Annotated in this window: 16 protein-coding genes and 1 tRNA gene; 6 read left to right on the top strand and 11 right to left on the bottom strand. The window is 68.3% G+C overall.

Going from position 1 to position 19,536, the window contains the following annotated elements; genetic code table 11:
- Positions 1–175 precede the first annotated feature (175 nt).
- Both ABD830_RS04685 and pyk read left to right on the top strand, forming a co-directional pair.
- Complete coding sequence (locus ABD830_RS04685; protein WP_344985089.1) at positions 176–1,804, top strand: S8 family peptidase; 1,629 nt, start codon at positions 176–178, stop codon at positions 1,802–1,804.
- Positions 1,805–2,015: 211 nt separating this feature from the next.
- The gene (gene pyk / locus ABD830_RS04680) at positions 2,016–3,446 is read left to right on the top strand and encodes a pyruvate kinase (protein WP_344985088.1); all 1,431 of its coding nucleotides are present in this window, start codon (positions 2,016–2,018) and stop codon (positions 3,444–3,446) included.
- A 226-nt stretch (positions 3,447–3,672) separates the two neighbouring features.
- Here pyk and dapD read toward each other — a convergent pair whose 3' ends face one another.
- The 4 genes from dapD to ABD830_RS04660 form a co-directional block, all read right to left on the bottom strand.
- Entirely contained in the window at positions 3,673–4,647 is a 975-nt protein-coding gene (dapD, locus tag ABD830_RS04675; RefSeq protein WP_344985087.1) for a 2,3,4,5-tetrahydropyridine-2,6-dicarboxylate N-succinyltransferase, read from the bottom strand.
- Positions 4,648–4,671: 24 nt separating this feature from the next.
- On the bottom strand, positions 4,672–5,094 hold the full coding sequence (locus ABD830_RS04670) for a pyridoxamine 5'-phosphate oxidase family protein (protein WP_344985086.1): 423 nt from the start codon (positions 5,092–5,094) through the stop codon (positions 4,672–4,674).
- Between the two features lie 210 nt (positions 5,095–5,304).
- Positions 5,305–6,072: a helix-turn-helix domain-containing protein gene (locus tag ABD830_RS04665; RefSeq protein WP_344985085.1), complete on the bottom strand. Its 768-nt coding sequence runs from the start codon at positions 6,070–6,072 to the stop codon at positions 5,305–5,307.
- Positions 6,073–6,119: 47 nt separating this feature from the next.
- Positions 6,120–6,202 (bottom strand) — tRNA-Leu (locus ABD830_RS04660).
- Positions 6,203–6,311: 109 nt separating this feature from the next.
- Between ABD830_RS04660 and ABD830_RS04655 the strand changes: the two genes are divergently transcribed.
- Both ABD830_RS04655 and ABD830_RS04650 read left to right on the top strand, forming a co-directional pair.
- On the top strand, positions 6,312–6,896 hold the full coding sequence (locus ABD830_RS04655; RefSeq protein ID WP_344985084.1) for an ANTAR domain-containing response regulator: 585 nt from the start codon (positions 6,312–6,314) through the stop codon (positions 6,894–6,896).
- A gap of 809 nt (positions 6,897–7,705) precedes the next feature.
- Positions 7,706–9,010 carry an ABC transporter substrate-binding protein gene (locus ABD830_RS04650; RefSeq protein ID WP_344985083.1) on the top strand — a complete coding sequence of 435 codons (1,305 nt, stop codon included), beginning with the start codon at positions 7,706–7,708 and terminating at the stop codon, positions 9,008–9,010.
- 90 nt (positions 9,011–9,100) lie between these two features.
- Here the strand turns inward: ABD830_RS04650 and ABD830_RS04645 are convergent, their stop codons facing one another.
- The gene (locus ABD830_RS04645) at positions 9,101–9,919 is read right to left on the bottom strand and encodes a hypothetical protein (protein ID WP_344985082.1); all 819 of its coding nucleotides are present in this window, start codon (positions 9,917–9,919) and stop codon (positions 9,101–9,103) included.
- A gap of 214 nt (positions 9,920–10,133) precedes the next feature.
- Here ABD830_RS04645 and ABD830_RS04640 point away from each other — a divergent pair, with 214 nt between their 5' ends.
- Positions 10,134–11,432, top strand: coding sequence for an ABC transporter substrate-binding protein (locus tag ABD830_RS04640; protein WP_344985081.1), 1,299 nt, complete (start codon positions 10,134–10,136; stop codon positions 11,430–11,432).
- Between the two features lie 51 nt (positions 11,433–11,483).
- Here ABD830_RS04640 and ABD830_RS04635 read toward each other — a convergent pair whose 3' ends face one another.
- The 6 genes from ABD830_RS04635 to ABD830_RS04610 form a co-directional block, all read right to left on the bottom strand.
- Complete coding sequence (locus ABD830_RS04635; RefSeq protein ID WP_344985080.1) at positions 11,484–11,858, bottom strand: hypothetical protein; 375 nt, start codon at positions 11,856–11,858, stop codon at positions 11,484–11,486.
- An 88-nt stretch (positions 11,859–11,946) separates the two neighbouring features.
- Positions 11,947–12,738 (bottom strand): ABC transporter ATP-binding protein, encoded by a 792-nt coding sequence (locus tag ABD830_RS04630; RefSeq protein ID WP_344985079.1) that lies wholly within the window; start codon positions 12,736–12,738, stop codon positions 11,947–11,949.
- A complete protein-coding gene (locus ABD830_RS04625) occupies positions 12,735–13,685 on the bottom strand; it encodes an ABC transporter ATP-binding protein (RefSeq protein ID WP_344985078.1) in 951 nt (316 codons plus the stop codon). Before ABD830_RS04625 ends, ABD830_RS04630 begins: the two co-directional genes overlap by 4 nt.
- A complete protein-coding gene (locus ABD830_RS04620) occupies positions 13,675–14,673 on the bottom strand; it encodes a branched-chain amino acid ABC transporter permease (protein WP_344985077.1) in 999 nt (332 codons plus the stop codon). The genes ABD830_RS04625 and ABD830_RS04620 overlap by 11 nt, the downstream gene beginning before the upstream one ends.
- A gap of 16 nt (positions 14,674–14,689) precedes the next feature.
- The gene (locus ABD830_RS04615) at positions 14,690–15,979 is read right to left on the bottom strand and encodes a branched-chain amino acid ABC transporter permease (RefSeq protein ID WP_344985076.1); all 1,290 of its coding nucleotides are present in this window, start codon (positions 15,977–15,979) and stop codon (positions 14,690–14,692) included.
- 386 nt (positions 15,980–16,365) lie between these two features.
- Positions 16,366–16,761 carry a PaaI family thioesterase gene (locus tag ABD830_RS04610; RefSeq protein WP_344987623.1) on the bottom strand — a complete coding sequence of 132 codons (396 nt, stop codon included), beginning with the start codon at positions 16,759–16,761 and terminating at the stop codon, positions 16,366–16,368.
- A gap of 80 nt (positions 16,762–16,841) precedes the next feature.
- On the opposite strand from ABD830_RS04610, the gene polA reads away from it, so the two are divergent.
- Complete coding sequence (polA, locus tag ABD830_RS04605; protein WP_344985075.1) at positions 16,842–19,532, top strand: DNA polymerase I; 2,691 nt, start codon at positions 16,842–16,844, stop codon at positions 19,530–19,532.
- The last annotated feature ends 4 nt before the right edge of the window (positions 19,533–19,536 follow it).

Raw genomic sequence — 19,536 nt, 5'->3', positions numbered from 1 at the left:
GCCGGGTACGCCGGCCTGACCTGAGGTGAAGCGGATCCCATGCCTCGGGTCCGCTTCGCTCCTTACCGTCCGAAATTTCACTACGAAGTTGCATCAGCTGATGACTGTCGGGAAGATGCAGAATCTGCGGCACTGGGTGGATGGGGGAAGCATGCGGCGAGTCGCCTCTGGCTTGATGGCGCTTGCCGCCATGGCCGCGTTCACCGCCTGTTCCGCCTCCACCCCGGCCACGGCCCCGCGCAAACCCGCTGCCCCCACGGGCCCCGAATACCTCGTCTTCTACGCCCAAGGACAGCAGCGCCAGGCGCAGGAGGCCGTCGAGCGGGCAGGCGGGACCACGGTGGGAGGGGACGCCAGGCTCGGCTACCTCATGGCCTCGGGCAGCGGCGGATTCGTGGAGCAGGTGGGCGCCGACCGGGCCGTCGTCGGAGTGTCCCCCGACCGGAGCATCGGCTTCGCCACCAACCACGCCGGGGCGGGTGTGACGGCGCGGTCAGCGGCCTTCCCCGACGCGGGATCGTTCACCAGGAGCCGCTCGGGAGAGCCGCTGGCGGGCCGCCAGTGGGACATGCGGATGATCGGCGCCGACCGCGCCAACGCCAAGGTTCCCGGCAGCAGGCAGGTGCTGGTCGGCGTCATCGACACCGGCGTGGACGGCAAGCACCCCGACATCGCCCCCAACTTCAACCGCGAGCTCAGCCGCAACTTCGTCACCGACAAGCCCAAGGACGAGGACGGCGACACGCTCGACGGCCCCTGCGAGGTCAGCGGCTGCAAGGACCCCGTGGACGAGGACGACGACGGCCACGGCACCCACGTGGCCAGCACGATCGCCTCGCCCATCAACGGCATCGGCATCGCGGGCGTGGCCCCGAACGTCCAGATCGTGAACATCCGGGCCGGGCAGGACTCCGGGTACTTCTTCCTCAAGCCCAGCCTCGACGCGCTCACCTACGCCGCCGACATCGGCGTGGACGTCGTGAACATGAGCTACTACGTCGACCCCTGGCTGTTCAACTGCACGGCCAACCCGGCCGACACCAAGAAGCAGCAGCTCGAACAGCAGGCCATCATCACCGGCATGCAGCGCGCGCTCGACTACGCCCGCCAGCACAACGTCACGCTCATCTCCGCCCTCGGCAACGAATCCGTCGACCTCGGCAACCCCAAGGTCGACAAGGAGAGCCCCGGCTACCCGGCGGGCGAGAAGAAGGTCCGCCGGATCGACAACTCCTGCATCGACGTGCCGGCCGAGTCGAACGGCGTCATCTCCGTCTCCGCGCTCGGACCCTCCGGCCGCAAGGCGATCTACAGCGACTACGGCACCGAGCAGACCGACCTCGCCGCGCCCGGCGGCGACGCGGTGGACGGCGAGGGCGCCAAGGCCACCAGGTCGATCCTGGCCGCCGCGCCCGAGCGCGTGCTGCGGGCCGCCGGCCGCATCGACGCCAAGGGCGAGCCCAAGGGCGCGGACGTCGTCAAGGACTGCACGGCCGGCCCCTGCTCCTACTACCAGTACCTCGACGGCACCTCCATGGCCGCCCCCCACGCCACGGGCGTCGCGGCGATCCTCGTCAGCCGCTTCGGCAAGCCCGGCAAGGGCGGGCTCGAGCTCTCTCCCGCCACGGTCGAGGACCTGCTGTACAAGACGGCGACCCCGAAGGCGTGCCCGACGCCCCGCCAGTACGTGTACAAGACCTACGGCCAGACCGTGACGCAGGAATGCCAGGGCGACACGGCCGACAACGGCTTCTACGGACACGGCGTCGTGGACGCCTGGAAAGCCGCCACCGCCGAGCCGTGATCTGCCGCCGAGTCGTGGGCGGTGGTGGGGGAGGCGTACGATATGGGGACGTCTGGCGGTCGCAGCCTGGGCGTGACCTCGACGTTCACCCCGAGAAGTACACGAACTTGACGCGACTGGGGGTCGCCGTTCTCGTTCTGTTCTCCAACGTGGGCTACGTTCTCCGTCGTCAGTGACTGCCAAGTGGTCTGTACCAATTAAGGTAGGACTCGTGACTCGTCGCGCGAAAATCGTCTGCACTCTAGGCCCCGCCACATCGTCCAAGGAACGCCTGCGCGAGCTGATCGCCGCCGGCATGGACGTGGCACGGTTCAACCTCAGCCATGGCAACCATGACATGCACAGAGAGGTCTACGACCGCGTCAGGGAGGTGGCGGCCGACCTGGGCCGCGGTGTAGGCCTGCTCGCCGACCTGCAGGGCCCCAAGATCCGCGTCGGGACGTTCGAGGAGGGCCCCGTCAGGCTGGGCTTCGGCGACGTCTTCACCATCACCACCGAAGACGTGCCGGGCGACCGCGAGCAGGTCTCCACCACCTACAAGGGGCTCCCCAACGACGTACGCCCCGGTGACACGATCCTGGTCGACGACGGCCGCCTCGTGCTCGAGGCCACCCGCGTCGACGGCGACCGCGTCATCACCCGCGTCGTCATCGGCGGCATGATCTCCGACAACAAGGGCCTCAACCTGCCCGGCGTCAACGTCAGCGCCCCCGCGCTGACCGACAAGGACGAGGCCGACCTGCGCTGGGCGCTCCGCACCGGCTTCGACATGATCGCCCTGTCCTTCGTGCGCCGCCCGTCCGACGCCGACGTGGTGCGCAACATCATGGAGCAGGAGGCCGTACGCCTGCCGCTGATCGCCAAGATCGAGAAGCCGCAGGCCGTCGACCGCCTCCCCGAGATCGTCGACGCCTTCGACGGCATCATGGTGGCCCGCGGCGACCTCGGCGTCGAGCTGCCGCTGGAGCAGGTGCCGATCGTGCAGCGGCGCATCATCGAGCTCTGCCGCGAGAAGGCCCACCCGGTCATCGTCGCCACCCAGATGCTCGACTCGATGATGAACGCCCCGCGGCCCACCCGCGCCGAGGCCTCCGACGTGGCTTACGCGGTCATGGACGGCGCCGACGCGGTCATGCTGTCGGGCGAGACGTCGGTCGGCAACTACCCGATCGAGTCCGTCTCCACGATGGACCGCATCGCCTGCGCCGCCGAGGAGACGTCCCTGCACGCCACCCACAAGCTCGAGCGCATGCCGGAGACCACCGGCGGCGCCATCGCGCGCGCCGCCGCCGAGGTGGGGGCCGTCGTCGGGGCCAAGGCGCTGGTGGCCTTCACCATGTCGGGCGAGACCGCTCGCCGCCTGGCCCGCTACCGCTCACCGATCCCGCTCCTGGCCTTCACGTCCTCGCCCCACGTGCGGGGACAGCTGTCGGTGACGTGGGGCGTGGAGACCTTCCACGTGCCGTTCGTGCACCACACGGACGACATGGTGCGGCAGGTGGAGGCGTCGCTGCTGTCGTCGGGGCGGCTGGAGAAGGGCGACAAGGTCGTCATCGTCGCCGGCTCGCCTCCCGGCACGCCGGGCTCGACCAACGCCCTCCGTGTCCACACCATCGGCTCGGCCGTTTCCCACGCGCACTGATTCCGTCGTGGCGGGCCCTTCCGCTGACCGCGGCTGAGGGCCCTCCAGGCACCGGCGGGGCGCCCGCGTGGCTCCCGCTCGATCCGCCACGCCGACGAGCCGGGTCGAGCGGCCAAGACGGCGAGTGCCCTTCCACCGTGGAGAAGGGCACTGCGGTTGCGCACCACGGTGGCGCCTGTGCGCGGGCGACAGGGTGTGAAGCGCCGCCCGCGCAGACAGGGAAGCGTCAGTTGGCGTGCAGGGCGGCGTTGAGCTCGATGCCCTGGCCCGTGCGGGGCACCGCCTCGACCGCGCCCGACTGCGAGTTGCGGCGCAGCAGGATCCCGTTGGAGCCGGACAGCTCGGCCGCCTTCACCACCGTGCCGTCCGGGAGGGCGACCTTCGTGCCCGCCGTCACGTAGAGGCCCGCCTCGACCACGCAGTCGTCGCCCAGCGAGATGCCGATCCCCGCGTTGGCGCCCAGTAGGCAGCGCTCGCCGATCGAGATGACCTGCTTGCCGCCGCCCGACAGCGTGCCCATGATCGAGGCGCCGCCGCCCACGTCGGAGCCGTCGCCGACCACCACACCGGCCGAGATGCGGCCCTCGACCATGGAGGCGCCCAGCGTGCCGGCGTTGAAGTTCACGAAGCCCTCGTGCATGACCGTGGTGCCTTCGGCCAGGTGGGCGCCCAGGCGTACCCGGTCGGCGTCGGCGATCCGCACGCCGGAGGGCAGCACGTAGTCCACCATCCGCGGGAACTTGTCCACCCCGTACACCGTCACCGCGCCCCTGGCCCGCAGCCGCAGGCGCGTCCGCTCGAAGCCCGGCACCGGGCACGGGCCGAAGTTGGTCCAGACGACGTTGGCGAGCAGGCCGAAGATGCCCTCCAGGTTCACCCCGTGCGGCCTGACCAGGCGCGTGGAGATCAGGTGCAGCCGCAGGTAGACGTCGTGCGCGTCCACGGGCGCCTCGGAGAGCTTGGCGATGCCGGTGCGTACCGCCACCACCTCCACGCCCCGCGCCGCGTCGGGACCCGCGAGCTCCATCAGCTCGGCCAGGTCGCCGGCCGCCTCGCCGGCGGAGAGCCGCTCGGTGCCCGTCACGGGCGCGTCGCCCAGCTCGGGGGCGGGGAACCAGGTGTCGAGTACGGTGCCGTCGGCGGCGATGGTCGCGAGCCCGACGCCGAAAGCGCCGGTAGAGGTGGGATCAGTAGCAGTCACGAGCCCAAAAATACCGTTCGCGGGTCAGCCGAGGGCGCCCAGGTCGGCGGAGAGCCAGTGTTCCGGCCGCATCCTGAACGTCACGAGCGCGTGCAGGTCGGAGCCCTGTACGTATCCGTCCAGCGCGTCGGGCGGCAGGTAGCGGGAGGCGATGCGGGTGAGGTCCTCCAGCGTCGTGTGCCCGGAGCTGGTGACAGGCCCCTCGACGGACACGTACCGATAGGTCGGGCTGACCCGCTGCACCAGCATCGAGAACCTGCCCGCCTTCGCGATCAGCTGGGCCTTGCGCGAGTCGCCGTCCGTCAGGAACCTGATGTCGCCACCGGGAACGTAGTCGTACCAGACGGGCACGGCCAGCGGCGCCCGCCCGTCACCCGCCTCCACGGCCAGGCTCGCGATGTACGCCTCCGCCAGGAACGCCTCCCGCTCCGCCACGCTCAACGGCATCCCGCCCCACCCCCGTCTTCATCGATCTTGAGACGGTATTCCCGGTGTGAGCGGTCCCGAAAAGCTCATCAGCACGGCTTTGCGACCTTGTGAAGACGGCGGACCTGCGGTTCAGACTCGCGGAAGGCGCCGCCATCGTCATCAAGCTCGCTACCCTCGGCCCGACGGCTCGACAGGCGGGTTCTACGACGACGGGACCCCTGGTGCCGGTCAGTATTTCGGGCCGACGTGAAGGTCGAGCAGCTCCACGGCCTCTCGCCTGGCGACCGAGAGCTCGTTGCGGTTGTTGAACCGCCAGGCCACGCCGAGCAGGTCGAGCGCCTCGCAGCAGAGAGCCAGGATGTCGCGGGACTCGTTCTTGAAGTGGTAGCGGGGGTATTCGTACCACCGGACACCGCTGGAGAGGACACGACGGACCCGATTGACACCCCGGCAGCCATCGGAGTGGATCAGCCCTCGGGCGAAGCGCCCCGGGTGCTTCTCCATGATTTCCTGCTGCCAGGTGGCCAGCTTGATCTCGCGAGTGTGCTTCATCCCTGGGCCATGCTGCGGGAACAGGCACAGCCAGTGCTTGGAGTAGCTCTTCACCTCCGTACAGCCCTGGCGTCGTCGGCGGCTCACGGACGAGGTGGGCATCGTAAGGGCCATTGCCCGCTCGGCTTCGTCGATCAGACCGGGCCAGGCGTCACTGCAGAAAAGCGAGAGCTGGTAGACATCCTTACGGCATCGGACGATGTGCCCGTCGCCCAGATAGAGCCCTAGGAGGTAGGCATAAGCCGCGTCGTCAAGCTCGCGGCCATGGCAGCGGGGACAGTTGTTGTGGCATCGAAGATCTTGGTCCTTGTTAGAGCGGCGGGCGCCGGTCCGCCACTTCTGGATCGCTCCAATGGAGACGCCACACAGCTCGGCTACCTGCCGGTCGAACAGGCCTTGTGCCGAGAGGCGCAGGGCGCGATCCACGGTCTCGCGGGGGTGCATGAGACCAGTGTGGCAACCATCACTGACAGTTTCTGCTGCGCTACAGGTGCCGGAAGCGGGATTCGAACCCGCACGCCCTTTCGAGCAGACGCTTTTGAGGCGTCCATGTCTGCCATTCCATCATTCCGGCGGATTTATCCGGATTTGTCCGGACAAAAGCCACGCCCTACTGCCGAAGTCGATCAACGAGAGGGCGCCAGCGTGGCTCTAATGTACCGGACATCGGTACTCTTCTGCTCGTGAGTACGCAGCGGCGAGTAGTGATCGCGGAAGACGAGGCCCTGATCCGCCTCGACCTCAAGGAGATGCTCCAGGAGGACGGCTACGTCGTCGTCGGCGAGGCCGGGGACGGTGAGCAGGCGATCCGGCTGGCCGCCGAGCATAAGCCCGACCTCGTCATCCTCGATGTGAAGATGCCGGTGCTCGACGGTATCTCGGCGGCTGAGCGGATCGTGGCGGAGCGGATCGCCCCGTGCCTGATTCTGACCGCGTTCTCCCAGCGTGACCTGGTTGAGCGGGCCAGGGACGCGGGGGCGATGGCCTATCTGGTGAAGCCGTTCACGAAGGCGGATCTGGTGCCGGCGATCGAGATGGCGGTCAGCAGGCACGAGGAGATGGTGGCGCTGGCGGCCGAGGTGTCGAGCCTGTCGGAGCGGCTGGAGACGCGGAAGCTGGTGGAGCGCGCCAAGGGGCTGTTGATGACGCAGCACGGTTGGAGTGAGCCTCAGGCGTTCCGGTGGATTCAGAAGGCGTCGATGGATCGGCGGTTGAGCATGCGTGAGGTTGCTCAGATCGTTATCGACGACGCGGCCGGGCGGAGCTGATAAGGCCCAATATCAGGTGGTTCGGGCCGGTGGGTTGTGGTGTGGTCACGAGTGGGCACCCAACCGGCTTCGGGCGCTTTCGTGGGAGGTGTTCCGGCGCGTAACTGATGGGTGGACGGCAGGTTCGCTCATCTCGAACGGAGACGCTTTCGATGATCCGCTCCATTTGCGCGCCGGTTCGCACGGCTTCCCGAGGGCCGGCCCTTCTCGCCGCGGGGTGCCTGGTGCTGGCGGCGTGTTCGAGCACGACGGCTGCGAGGTCCGGACCGTCCTCCTCGGCTTCGGCGGGGAGAGGGGACGGCAGGCTGGCCAGCGGCACGGTGCTGCCGCAGACGGGTTCGCTGGCTTATCTGGGTCCGCCGATGTTCGCGGGCGTCGATCTGGCGCTGCGGGAGGCGGACGAGGCGGGCGGGGTCATGGGCAGGCCCGTCTCCAAGGTCGACACGGACTCGGGTGACTCGGCGACTTGGCGTCCGACGGAAATGACACCGTGGGGATCCTGCGATGCAGGACTCGTACGGCACGGGCCTGGCCGACCAGGTGCAGAAGAGCGTCACCGAGGCAGTTCACGTATGCGGCGGAGTCGTACGACGCCGTGACGCTGGTGGCGCTGGCCGCCGAGGTGGCCGGGGACGACTCGGGGGTGGCCATCACGGCGAACCTGGTGGACGCCGGGCGTGTTTGGGACATTACGAATCCGCATAAAAGCGGCGTAAGAACTCCCCACCCCCTTCCCGAACAGGCATGCTGAGCTCGGAAAACACAGCGAAGGTGATCGTTCCTTCGTTGAGATAGGGGGAGTCTCTTTTATGATCCGCATTGCTCCAGCAGGACGCGCACTGGCCGTCGCCGCAGCGGCGAGCCTGGCTCTGACGGCCTGTGGTGGAGGCGGTGGTGACACGGCCGCGAAGCAGTCCGACTCGGCGGCCCCGTCCGCGGCGGCCTCCTCGGCTCCCGCGGCCAAGGGTGACGGCACGCTGACGCTCGGCACGGTGCTGCCGCAGACGGGTTCGCTGGCCTTCCTCGGCCCGCCCGAGTTCGCCGGCGTGGACCAGGCCGTCAAGGAGATCAACGAGGCCGGTGGCGTGCTCGGCAAGCCGGTCACCAAGGTCCACACCGACTCGGGTGACACGACGACCAACATCGCCTCGCAGTCGGTGGACAAGCTGCTGGCGCAGAAGGCCGACGCCATCATCGGCGCCGCGTCGTCGTCGGTGTCGGAGTCGATCATTGACAAGATCACGGGTGCGGGCGTGGTGCAGTTCTCGCCGGCCAACACCTCTGACAAGTTCACCACGATCAACGACAAGGGCCTGTACTTCCGCACGGCGCCGCCGGACAAGTTGCAGGGCCGCGTGCTGGGTGACCTGGTCGCCGCCGACGGCAACGACACCGTCGGCATCCTGGCCATGCAGGACTCGTACGGCTCCGGTCTGGCAGACCAGATCACCAAGACCGCCGAGGACGCCGGCTCGAGCGTCGTGGAGCGCGTGGACTACGACCCGAAGGCGGCCGACTTCTCCGCCGACGTGGCCAAGATCAAGGCGAAGAACCCGAAGGCGATCGTGCTGATCGGGTTCGAGGAGGGCGCCAAGGTCGTGGCGGAGCTGGTCAAGCAGGGCCTGACGGCCGACAAGTACAAGTGGTACATGGTGGACGGCAACATGTCGAACACCAACTACCAGAAGATGCCCAAGGGCACGCTCAAGGGCGTCAAGGGGACCATCCCCGGCGCCGAGGCGCCCGACGAGTTCAGGAAGAAGCTCCTGGAGCTCGACCCCAAGCTCAAGGACTACACCTACGCCGCGGAGTCGTACGACGCGGCGAACCTGATCGCGCTGGCCGCCGAGGCCGCCAAGGACGACACCGGCCAGGCCATCGCGGCCAAGCTGCCCGAGGTGAGCAAGGGCGGCGAGAAGTGCAAGAGCTTCAAGGAGTGCGTCGACCTGCTCAAGGCCGGCAAGGACATCGACTACGACGGTCTCAGCGGCCCGGTGGAGTTCGACGACGCCGGTGACCCGTCGGTGGCGACGATCGGCGTCTACCAGTACGGCGACGACAACAAGTACCCCGGCAAGGCGCTGGAGTACCGCACCGGCAAGATCGAGGGTTAGGGGCCTGCCGACAAGAAACCTGCTCATCGGTCTGCCGCCCCAGCATCGTGCCTGGCGGGTGTCGCAGCGGCAGTCCATTTAGCAGGTTTCTCATCGGCCCAAGCCGCACGTCCTCAGCGCGTACGTGATGAGGCGGTCCTGCAGCGGCTTGGGCGGCACCACGATGACCACGCGTTCCTGGCCCCCGTCGATGCTGGCCCGCACGGGGAACAGGAACGCCTTCTTGGCCTCGGCGAACGCGTGCGGGTCGCAGCGGCCGGGGGCGAGCGCGATCGGCACCTCCATCCGCTGCTGCCCGGCCGCCAGCACGCCCAGGGGCCGGTGGCCGGGCGTGACGATGAAGTGGGTGGTCCCGCCCATGTCGTTCAGCGTGACAGCGCCCTGGCCGCGCCGGGTGACCACCAGTTCGCCCCGCATGGCCTTGCCCGACTCCTTCCACTCCGGGCCGAACTCGATGTCCGCCGCCTCCTTGATCAGGAACTCGGAGCACTCGTCCCGCAGCAGCCTGGCCAGCAGCGGGTCGGGATGCGGCACGTCGAACACCACCTTGCGCGGCGGCTCCGAGCCGGTGCTGAGATGCGCCACGACCGTGGCGGGCCGCACCTCGGGCAGGCCCTTGGGGGTGCAGTTGGCGGGGCCGTACGTGATGCGCAGGTCCGTGCGCTCGGTCTTCTTGATGGCGCTGTCGATCCGCTGCGGCGGGAGCGTCCTGAACGAGGGCGTGACAAGCTGGATATCGGCGAAATAGACGGGTGTGTCGGTGGTATTGCGGACGGCCACCTCGATCGCGTGCACGGGCTCGTCCGAACGCCACTGCGCCAGTGAGACGGATACGCCGCCGGGAGGCTTCGCGGAAGGCGGGGGAGAGGGCTCGGAGGAGCCGCAACCGGTGAGGAGCATCGCCGTCACGAGGAGAACCGTAAAGCGCTTCACTCAGTGCAGATTAAGCGTCCTTGCGCAGGTCCGTAAGTTGAGGAGTGATTACGACTCCGCATCCAAGTGCCGACAGTTCCTCAGTGCATCTGTCGGGAGCACGCTGCGGTTTTGTACGTTTCCAGCATTCGTTCGGGAACGCTCGGCGCAGCTGGCGGATCCCGGCCTCTGGAAATGAAGGAGACACTTCATGGTCCGCATTGCTCCCGTGGGTCGGGCGCTGGCTGTCGTGGCTGCCACCAGCCTCGCCCTGACAGCCTGCGGCGGTGGCGGAGGCAACACCGCCACGCAGACTTCCACGTCTGCCGCGCCATCCTCGTCGGCGCCCGCAGCGGCCAAGGGCGACGGCACGCTGACCCTCGGCACGCTGCTGCCGCAGACGGGTTCGCTGGCCTTCCTCGGCCCGCCCGAGATCGCGGGAGTCAACCTCGCCGTCAAGGAGATCAACGAGGCCGGTGGCGTGCTGGGCAAGCCGGTCACCAAGTACGACACGGACTCGGGTGACACGACCACCAACATCGCCTCGCAGTCGGTGGACAAGCTGCTGGCGCAGAAGGCCGACGCCATCATCGGCGCCGCGTCGTCGTCGGTGTCGGAGTCGGTGATCGACAAGATCACGGGTGCGGGCGTGATCCAGTTCTCGCCGGCCAACACCTCCGACAAGTTCACCACGATCAACGACAAGGGCCTGTACTTCCGTACCTCGCCGCCGGACAAGCTGCAGGGCCGTGTGCTGGGCGACCTCGTGGTCGCCGACGGCAACGACACGGTCGGCATCCTCGCGATGCAGGACTCGTACGGCACCGGCCTGGCCGACCAGGTGCAGAAGACCGTCACCGACGGTGGCGCCGAGGTCGTCGAGCGCGTCGACTACGACCCGAAGGCGGCCGACTTCTCCGCCGACGTGGCCAAGATCAAGGCGAAGAACCCGAAGGGCATCGTGCTGATCGGGTTCGAGGAGACGGCGAAGGTCATCGCCGAGCTGGTCAAGCAGGGCCTGCCCGCGGACAAGCACAAGTGGTACATGGTGGACGGCAACACGTCCAACACGAACTACGTGAAGATGCCCAAGGGCACGCTCGACGGCGTGAAGGGCACGATCCCCGGCGCCGCGGCTCCCGAGGAGTTCCAGAGCAAGCTGAAGGAGATCGACCCCAAGCTGCAGGACTTCAGCTACGCCCCCGAGTCGTACGACGCGGCCAACCTGCTCGCGCTGGCCGCCGAGGCCGCCAAGAGCGACGCCGGCGTGGACATCGCGGCCAAGCTGGCCGAGGTGAGCAAGGGCGGCGAGAAGTGCAAGAGCTTCAAGGAGTGCGTGGACCTGCTGAAGGCCGGCAAGGACATCGACTACGAGGGCGTCAGCGGCCCGGTCGAGTTCAACGAGGCCGGTGACCCGGCCGTCGCCACCATCGGCATCTACCAGTACGGCGCGAACAACAAGTACGCCACCAAGGCGCTGGAGTACCGCACCGGCAACATCGCCGGCTAGTACCGCCGCCTCACGTAGAAGGGCCCGGCCGCCACGGCCGGGCCCTTCTTGCTATCTGCATCCCGCCATGATCTCGTCGGCGGCCACGCGGTACTGCTTGAGCAGCGCCACCTGCCGCTTGCGGGGCACGTCGTTCCTGGCCAGCCCCGCGGTCGTGGTCCTGACCGTCTGTACGGCCCCCTTGAGCGAGTCGGGCAGCCGGTCGCCGAATTCCATGGTGATCCCGCGCAGCTCGGCCAGGCGGCCGATCACGGCGTCCTCGAAGTACTGCTGGTCCTCCTGGCCCTTGGGCTTCAGCATGAGGTTGGCGTACCCGATGGCGGAGACCACGCGGGCGCACGGGCTGTCGGTGGGATCGCCGCCGGTGCTGTACTTGGAGGCGGACGAGGCGTTGTCCTGGCAGCCGACGAGCAGGACGGGAAGCATGAGCGCGACTGTCGCAAAACGTTTCACAGCGCTCATTAAAGAACGGCGGAGGGGCTGATAACAGCCCCTCCGCCGTCTTGATCGGGATTTATGCCTTGGCCAGCGTGCCGAGGTACAGCTCGATGACCTTGGGGTCGTTGGCGAGCTGCCGCCCGGTGCCGGTGTAGGCGTTGCGGCCCTGGTCGAGGACGTAGCCGCGGTGGCAGATCTGCAGGCAGCGGCGCGCGTTCTGCTCGACCATGATGACCGTGACGCCGGCCTTGTTGATCTGCTGGGCCTGGATGAACACCAGGTCCTGCAGCTTGGGCGACAGGCCGGCCGACGGCTCGTCGAGCAGCAGCACGGACGGCTCGGTCATGAGGGCCCTGGCCATCGCCACCATCTGCCGCTCACCGCCGGACAGGGACCCGGCGCGCTGCTTGCGCCGCTCCTTGAGCGCGGGGAAGAGCTCGGCGACGAACTCGAAGCGCTCCTTGAACTTCCCCGGCACCTGGAAGGCGCCCATCTCGAGGTTCTCCTCGATGGTGAGGCTGGGGAAGACGTTGTTGGTCTGCGGCACGTAGCCGACGCCGCGGGAGACCAGGGAGTGGGCCTTCATGTTCGTGATGTCCTCACCCTTGAGCAGCACCGTGCCGCTGCGGATGTTGACCAGCCCGAACATGGCCTTGAGCAGCGTCGACTTGCCGGCGCCGTTGGGGCCGATGATGCCGATCAGCTCGCCCTCTTTGACGTAGAGGTCGGAGCCGTTGAGGATGTTGACGCCCGGCAGGTAGCCGGCGATCAGCTCGTCGCAGCGCAGCACGGCGTCCTTGGCGCCCTCCAGGTGGGCGCTGCGGTCGGTGACGGCCGCCTTGGACTGGGCCGACTCGGGGACGGTCATTTCTGCGTCTCCTCTTCGATCTCGGCCTCCAGCGCCGCCTCCGCCTCGTGGAGCTGGGCCGTCAGTTCGCTCTCCGACAGGGGCGCGTCGTGGTGGGCGCCGAGGTAGGCGTCGATCACGCGCTCGTCGGACATGATCGTCCCGGGCGGGCCCTCCGCGATGACGGCGCCCTGGGCCATGACGATCACCCAGTCGCTGATGTCGCGGACCATGTCCATGTCGTGCTCGACGAACAGCACCGTCATGCCCTGCTCGCGCAGGTCCTTGACGTGGCCGAGCAGCGACTGCGTCAGCGCCGGGTTGACGCCGGCCATGGGCTCGTCGAGCATGACCAGCTCGGGCTGGACCATGAGCGCGCGGGCCATCTCCAGCAGCTTGCGCTGGCCGCCGGAGAGCGACCCGGCGAAGTCGTCGCGCTTGGCGTCGAGCTTGAAGCGGGTGAGCAGGTCCTCGGCCCGCTCGGTGATCTCGTCCTCCTGGCCGCGCCACAAGCTCGGCACCAGCGCGCGGAAGAAGTTCTCGCCCTTCTGCTGCTGGGCGCCCAGGCGCATGTTCTCCATGACCGTCAGCTTGGACAGCGCCTTGGTGAGCTGGAACGTGCGCACCATGCCGCTGCGGGCGACCTTGTGCGCGGGCACGCCGTTCATGGCCCGCCCGTTGAACGTCCACGAGCCGGAGTCGGCCGTGTCGAACCCGGTGAGCTGGTTGAAGAACGTGGTCTTGCCGGCGCCGTTGGGGCCGATCAGCGCGGTGATGGAGCCCCGCTGGACCTCGACGTGGCCCACCTCGACGGCGGTCAGGCCGCCGAAGCGGCGCACCACGTTGTCCACCACGAGGATGGGGTCGGGCTTGGGCACGCCGGGATCGCGCGCCAGGTCCTTGAACGCCGCCAGGGCAGCGGCCTTGCGCTCGGAGGTTCCTGCCTGAGCGTGGGTTTCAGCGTGCATCGATTGCTATCTCCCTCTTGTCACCGAAGATGCCCTGTGGCCGGAAGATGAGCAACAGGATCAAGCCGAGGCCGACCAGGATCCAGCGCAGGGCGCCGACCTGGTTGGTGTCCATGAAGGTGATGTACCCCGCGCCGACCGCCTCGGAGAGCACGCCGTAGATGAGGACCAGCAGCCCCCAGAAGATCATCGATCCGATGACGGGGCCCAGCACGCGGGCGGCGCCGCCGAGGATGACCATCGTGTACATGTAGAACGTGGTCTCGGTGCCGAACACGTCGGGCTGCACCGAGGCGTAGGCCAGGCCGTAGAGGAAGCCGCCGAGAGAGCCGATGACGCCGCCCAGGATGAGCGACTGCATCTTGTACGAGAAGACGCTCTTGCCGAGGCTGCGCACGGCGTCCTCGTCCTCGCGGATGGCCTTGAGCACCCGGCCCCAGGGGCTCTTCATGAGCAGGTAGACCATGGTGCAGGCCAGGGCGATGAGCACCCAGCCGACGAGGATGACCCACAGCTGCCGGTTGTTGAAGAACAGCGGCACCGGGCCGAGGTTGAAGCCGTACTGCCCTTCGGAGAAGGGGTTGAGCGCGTAGAAGCCGTCGGAGAAGCCGCGCTGGCCGTCGGAGCCGCCGAAGACGTTCTTGAACGCCACCGAGCGGAAGATGAGCCGGACGATCTCGGCGGCCGCGATGGTGACGATGGCGAGATAGTCGGCGCGCAGCTGCAGGGTCGGTATGCCCAGCAGGATCGCCAGGAGCACGGCGGCGACCAGGCCGACGGCGATGCCGACCCAGAACGGCAGGCCCAGGACGGTGACGGTGACCGCCAGGCCGTAGCCGGCCACGCCCATGAAGGCGGCCTGGCCGAAGTTGAGCAGGCCCGTGTAGCCGAAGTGGATGTTGACGCCGATGGCGGCGATTCCGTACAGCACAGTCTCGACGCCGACCGCGGCCTTGAGCGTCGTGCTGATGATCGTGATCCAGTCCATTCTGATCCTCCCCCGATCAGCCGATCCGCTCGCGGCGGCCGAGGATGCCCTGCGGCCGGACGAGGAGCACGATGATGAGTACGACGAGCGCGCCGACGGACTTGAGCTCCGGCGGCACCCACAGGGTGGAGACCTGGACGAACAGGCCGACCACGAGCGAGCCCACCAGCGCGCCGAACGCGGTGCCGAGCCCGCCGAGCGTCACGCCGGCGAAGATGAGCAGCAGGACGTCCTGGCCCATCGTGTACTTGAGGCTCTGCGACAGGCCGAGCATGATGCCCGCCAGCGCGGCGATGGCGCCGCCCGATGCCCAGATGATCCGGATGACCCGGTCGACGTTGATGCCGGACGAGGCCGCGAGCGCGGGGTTGTCGGCCACGGCGCGGGCCGCCTTGCCGGTGCGGGTGCGCAGCAGCGCGATGCCGACGATGATGAGGACCGTGAGCTCGATGCCCATGGCGACGAAGTTCTTCGGGGCCGCCGTGATGGGGCCGATCTCGACGCCCGGCTGCGCGGTGTACTGCGCGTAGGCCTCGTTCTGGCCGCCGAAGAAGATCAGGAACACGTAGCGGAGCAGGAGCGCCACGCCGATCGAGATGATCATCATGGCGATGGTGCCGGTGCCGCGCTTGCGCAGCACGCCCCAGAAGAAGCGGTCCTGCAGGTACCCCAGTACGCCGGCGACCGCGACGGCGATCACCGCGGCGGGGATGAGATGCAGCCCGAAGCCCACGTTGAACGCGTAGGCGAGGATCGCGCCCAGCGTGACCAGCTCACCGTGGGCGAAGTTGGTCAGGCCGGTCGTGCCGTAGATGAGCGAGAGGCCGAGCGCCGCCAGAGCGATGATCAACCCGAGGTTGAGCCCTTCGAAGGTCAGCTGGGCGGCCTGCTCCCAGAACGTGATCTCCCCGTCGGTGTCCGCCGGCTGCTGCCCGGGGGCGCCCTTGGGCTGGAGAGCGAACAGGACCGTCGAGCAGTTGCCCTCGTAGACGGTCGGCGTGCGGACGTTGTTCCCGCCCCGCACATCGGCATTCTTCGGAAGGCTGCTGACATCCAGGGTGACCTTGTATTTACCTGGCTTGTCGACCTGAACGTCCCACGTGCCCTGTGCGTTGCTTGTGACCTCCTTGACGGGTTGTCCGCTCTCGGTGGTCACGGCGATTTTGGCGCCGTTCACTGGCTGGCCTTGGAGTTTGAGTGTCCCCTTCAGCCCCTGGCAGTCGGCCGTCCCCGCATGGGCGGGTCCTGCCAGCAGGAAGATGAGTCCACCCAGAAAGGCCGTGAACGCGATCACGGCTCTGCGCAATGGTGCTCCCTCAAGTAGGTCAAGAAGGGGTTGTGACCCCTCCGTCTCGACACGCGCGCATCGCAGGCACAACTGGGATGCTGTGGCGGGAGCTTATTCTGGTGCCGCCCGGTTCACTATCGTTCGTCACCAATTAGTGACATGTGTGTGTCACTCATGTGAGGAAACAACGAGCCAGGTCAGGGGCTAAATCGGGGTAGACGCCTGGCGCTCGGCGGATACGAACGGATAACGATCGGCGGGAAAGCTGGACGAGCCCGCGGGTCGGCTTTTGGGGCCGTGTAAGGCTTCCCCGGCCGTACACGTTATCTACTGGGCCTTCCCGCGGGCTCGCGTTCGGACCACCGTAGCGACCCGCGGGTGTGGTGCGCAAAGAGACGGGGGTTTCACCTGTCGCGAAGCATGCAGGTGAGGCGGGAGGTGCAGATGAGCTTTCCCCGCTCGTCGGTGACCTCGATCCCGTACGTCGCCAGCGTCCGGCCGCCGTGCAGCCTGGTCGCGACCCCCGTGACGTATCCCGAGCTCGCCGCGCGGTGGTGGGTGGCGTTGATCTCGATGCCCACCGCGATGCGTTCGGGACCCGCGTGGATGGCGGCCGCCACCGAGCCGAGCGTCTCGGCCAGCACCGCCGAGGCCCCGCCGTGCAGCAGGCCGTAGGGCTGGGTGTTGCCCTCGACCGGCATCCGGCCCACGACCCGCTCGGGACCTGCCTCGATGAACTCGATGCCCATGCGGTCGGGGAGCGTGCCCTCGTGCGCGGCGCCGTACGCCGAGAAGTCCATGGGGTTGGTCTGCGTCAAAGGGACGTCTCCACTCTTCCGAGCTCGGGTTTTCTGTCGCACACGCAGACTAGGCTGCGTGTGTGCCGAAGAGTGAAGTGACCCCCAGCCGCCCGTGCCTGCTGCTGCTTGACGGGCATTCCCTGGCCTACCGCGCGTTCTTCGCGCTGAAGGACGCCAACCTGATGACCACCGACGGTCAGCACACCGAGGCGGTCTACGGGTTCACCTCGATGCTGACCAACGTCCTGCGCGACGAGCAGCCCACCCATGTGGCGGTGGCCTTCGACCGGTCGGAGCCGACCTTCCGCCATGAGGCGTACTCCGACTACAAGGCCAACCGGAGCGAGACACCCGAGGACTTCCGCGGTCAGATGCAGCTCATCTTCGAGTTGCTCGACACGTTCCGCATCCCGCGGCTGTCCAAGGCCGGCTTCGAGGCCGACGACCTCATCGCCACCCTCGCCACCCGCGCCGCCGAGCAGGGCATGAACGTCCTGATCGTGACCGGCGACCGCGACGCGCTGCAGCTGGTCAACGAGCACATCACCGTCCTGATGACGCGGCGCGGCATCAGCGACATGACGAGGTTCACGCCCGAGGCGGTCATGGAGAAGTACGGCCTGACCCCGGCGCAGTACCCCGACTTCGCCGCCCTGCGCGGCGACCCCAGCGACAACCTGCTGAGCATCCCGAGCGTGGGGGAGAAGACCGCCGCCAAGTGGGTGCGCGAGTTCGGCTCCCTGACCGCATTGGTCGACCGGGTCGACGAGGTCAAGGGCAAGGTCGGCGACAAGCTGCGCGAGCACGTCGCCCAGGTGCTGATGAACCGGCGGCTGACCGAGCTGCTCCGCGACGTCTCGCTCGACGTCGAGCTGGGCGACCTCACGCAGGGCACCTGGGAGCGCGAGGAGATCAACAAGCTCTTCGACAGCCTGCAGTTCCGCGGCGAGCTGCGCGAGCGGGTGTTCAAGGTGTTCGGCTCCGGAGAGCAGGAGCCCGACCAGGGCTTCGAGGTCGAGACCGTGCTGCTCGGCCCCGACCGGGTGGCGGGCTGGCTGGCCGCGCTGCCCGAGGGCCGGGCCGGGCTGGCCTTCAAGGGCGCCTACGGCAGCGGCACCGGCCGCGTCGACGGCATCGCCATCGCCTCGCCCGACGGCACCGCCGCCCACATCGACCCCGTCAAGCTCACCGAGGCCGACGAGGCGGCCCTGCGGGCCTGGCTGGCCGACGACGCCAAGCCCAAGGCCGTGCACGACGCCAAGGGGCCCATCCTGGCGCTCTGGGCGCAGGGCATGGAGCTGCGCGGCCTGAGCTGCGACACCGCGCTCGCCGCCTACCTGGCGATGCCGGGCCAGCGCACGTTCGCGCTCGAGGACCTGGCCAGGCGCTACCTCAACCGCGACCTGCGGGCCGAGGAGGAGTCCACGGGGCAGGCCGCGCTGTTCGGCGACGACGAGGACGCCCCGGCCAAGGACCTCGCGCTGCGCGCCCACGCCGTGCGCGAGCTGGCCGAGGCGCTGGAGCGCTTCCTGGCCGGGCGCGGCGGCACCCAGTTGATGACCGACGTCGAGCTGCCGCTGCTGGCCGTGCTGGCCGAGCTGGAGCGGGCGGGCATCGCGGTCGACGGCGAATACTTCGCCGGGCTGGAGGCCGAGTTCGGGGCCGCGGTCAAGCACGCCGTGGAGGAGGCGCACCGCTCCGTCGGCGAGCAGTTCAACCTGGGCTCGCCCAAGCAGCTGCAGGAGATCCTCTTCGTCAGGCTCAACCTCCCCAAGACGAAGAAGATCAAGACCGGCTGGAGCACCGACGCCGACCAGCTCGCGTGGCTGGCCACGCAGACCGACCACGAGCTGCCGACGATCATGCTGCGCCACCGCGACCAGCAGAAGCTACGCACCACCGTCGAGGGTCTGATCAAGGAGATCGCCGACGACGGGCGCATCCACACCACCTACAACCAGATCATCGCCGCCACGGGCCGGCTGTCGTCGGAGAAGCCCAACCTCCAGAACATCCCGATCCGCACCGCCGAGGGCCGTCGGATCCGCCAGGGCTTCGTGGTCGGCGAAGGTTACGAGACGCTGCTGACGGCCGACTACAGCCAGATCGAGCTGCGCATCATGGCCCACCTGTCGGGCGACGAGTCGCTGATCGCGGCCTTCGAGTCGGGCCACGACTTCCACCAGGCCACCGCCGCGCGCGTGTTCGACCTGCCGCCCGAGCAGATCGACGGCGAGCTGCGGGCCCGCATCAAGGCCATGAACTACGGCCTGGCCTACGGCCTGTCCGACTTCGGGCTGGCCGGGCAGCTCAACATCCCGGTGGCGGAGGCGCGGGCGCTGAAGGAGGAGTACTTCGAGGAGTTCGGCGGCGTACGCGACTTCCTGCAGGCCATCGTCCAGCAGGCGCGCTCCGACGGCTACACCGAGACGATCATGGGCCGCCGCCGCTACCTGCCCGACCTCACCAGCGACAACCGCCAGCGGCGCGAGATGGCCGAGCGGATGGCGCTCAACGCCCCCATCCAGGGCTCGGCCGCCGACATCATCAAGGTCGCCATGCTCCACGTCCACCAGGCCATCCGCGAGGAGGGGCTGACCTCCAGGATGCTCCTGCAGGTCCACGACGAGCTCGTGTTCGAGGTGGCCTCAGGGGAGCTGGAGCAGCTCAGGCAGCTCGTCTGCGACCAGATGAACGCCGCCTACCACCTGCGCGTCCCGCTGGAGGTCTCCGTGGGCGTGGGGCGGACCTGGGAGGATGCAGGACACTGATTTT

This window comes from Nonomuraea helvata, assembly GCF_039535785.1.
Classification (GTDB): domain Bacteria; phylum Actinomycetota; class Actinomycetes; order Streptosporangiales; family Streptosporangiaceae; genus Nonomuraea; species Nonomuraea helvata.
The sequence above is the reverse complement of the archived record's forward strand: the minus strand, read 5'-3'. Positions and strand labels throughout refer to the sequence as shown.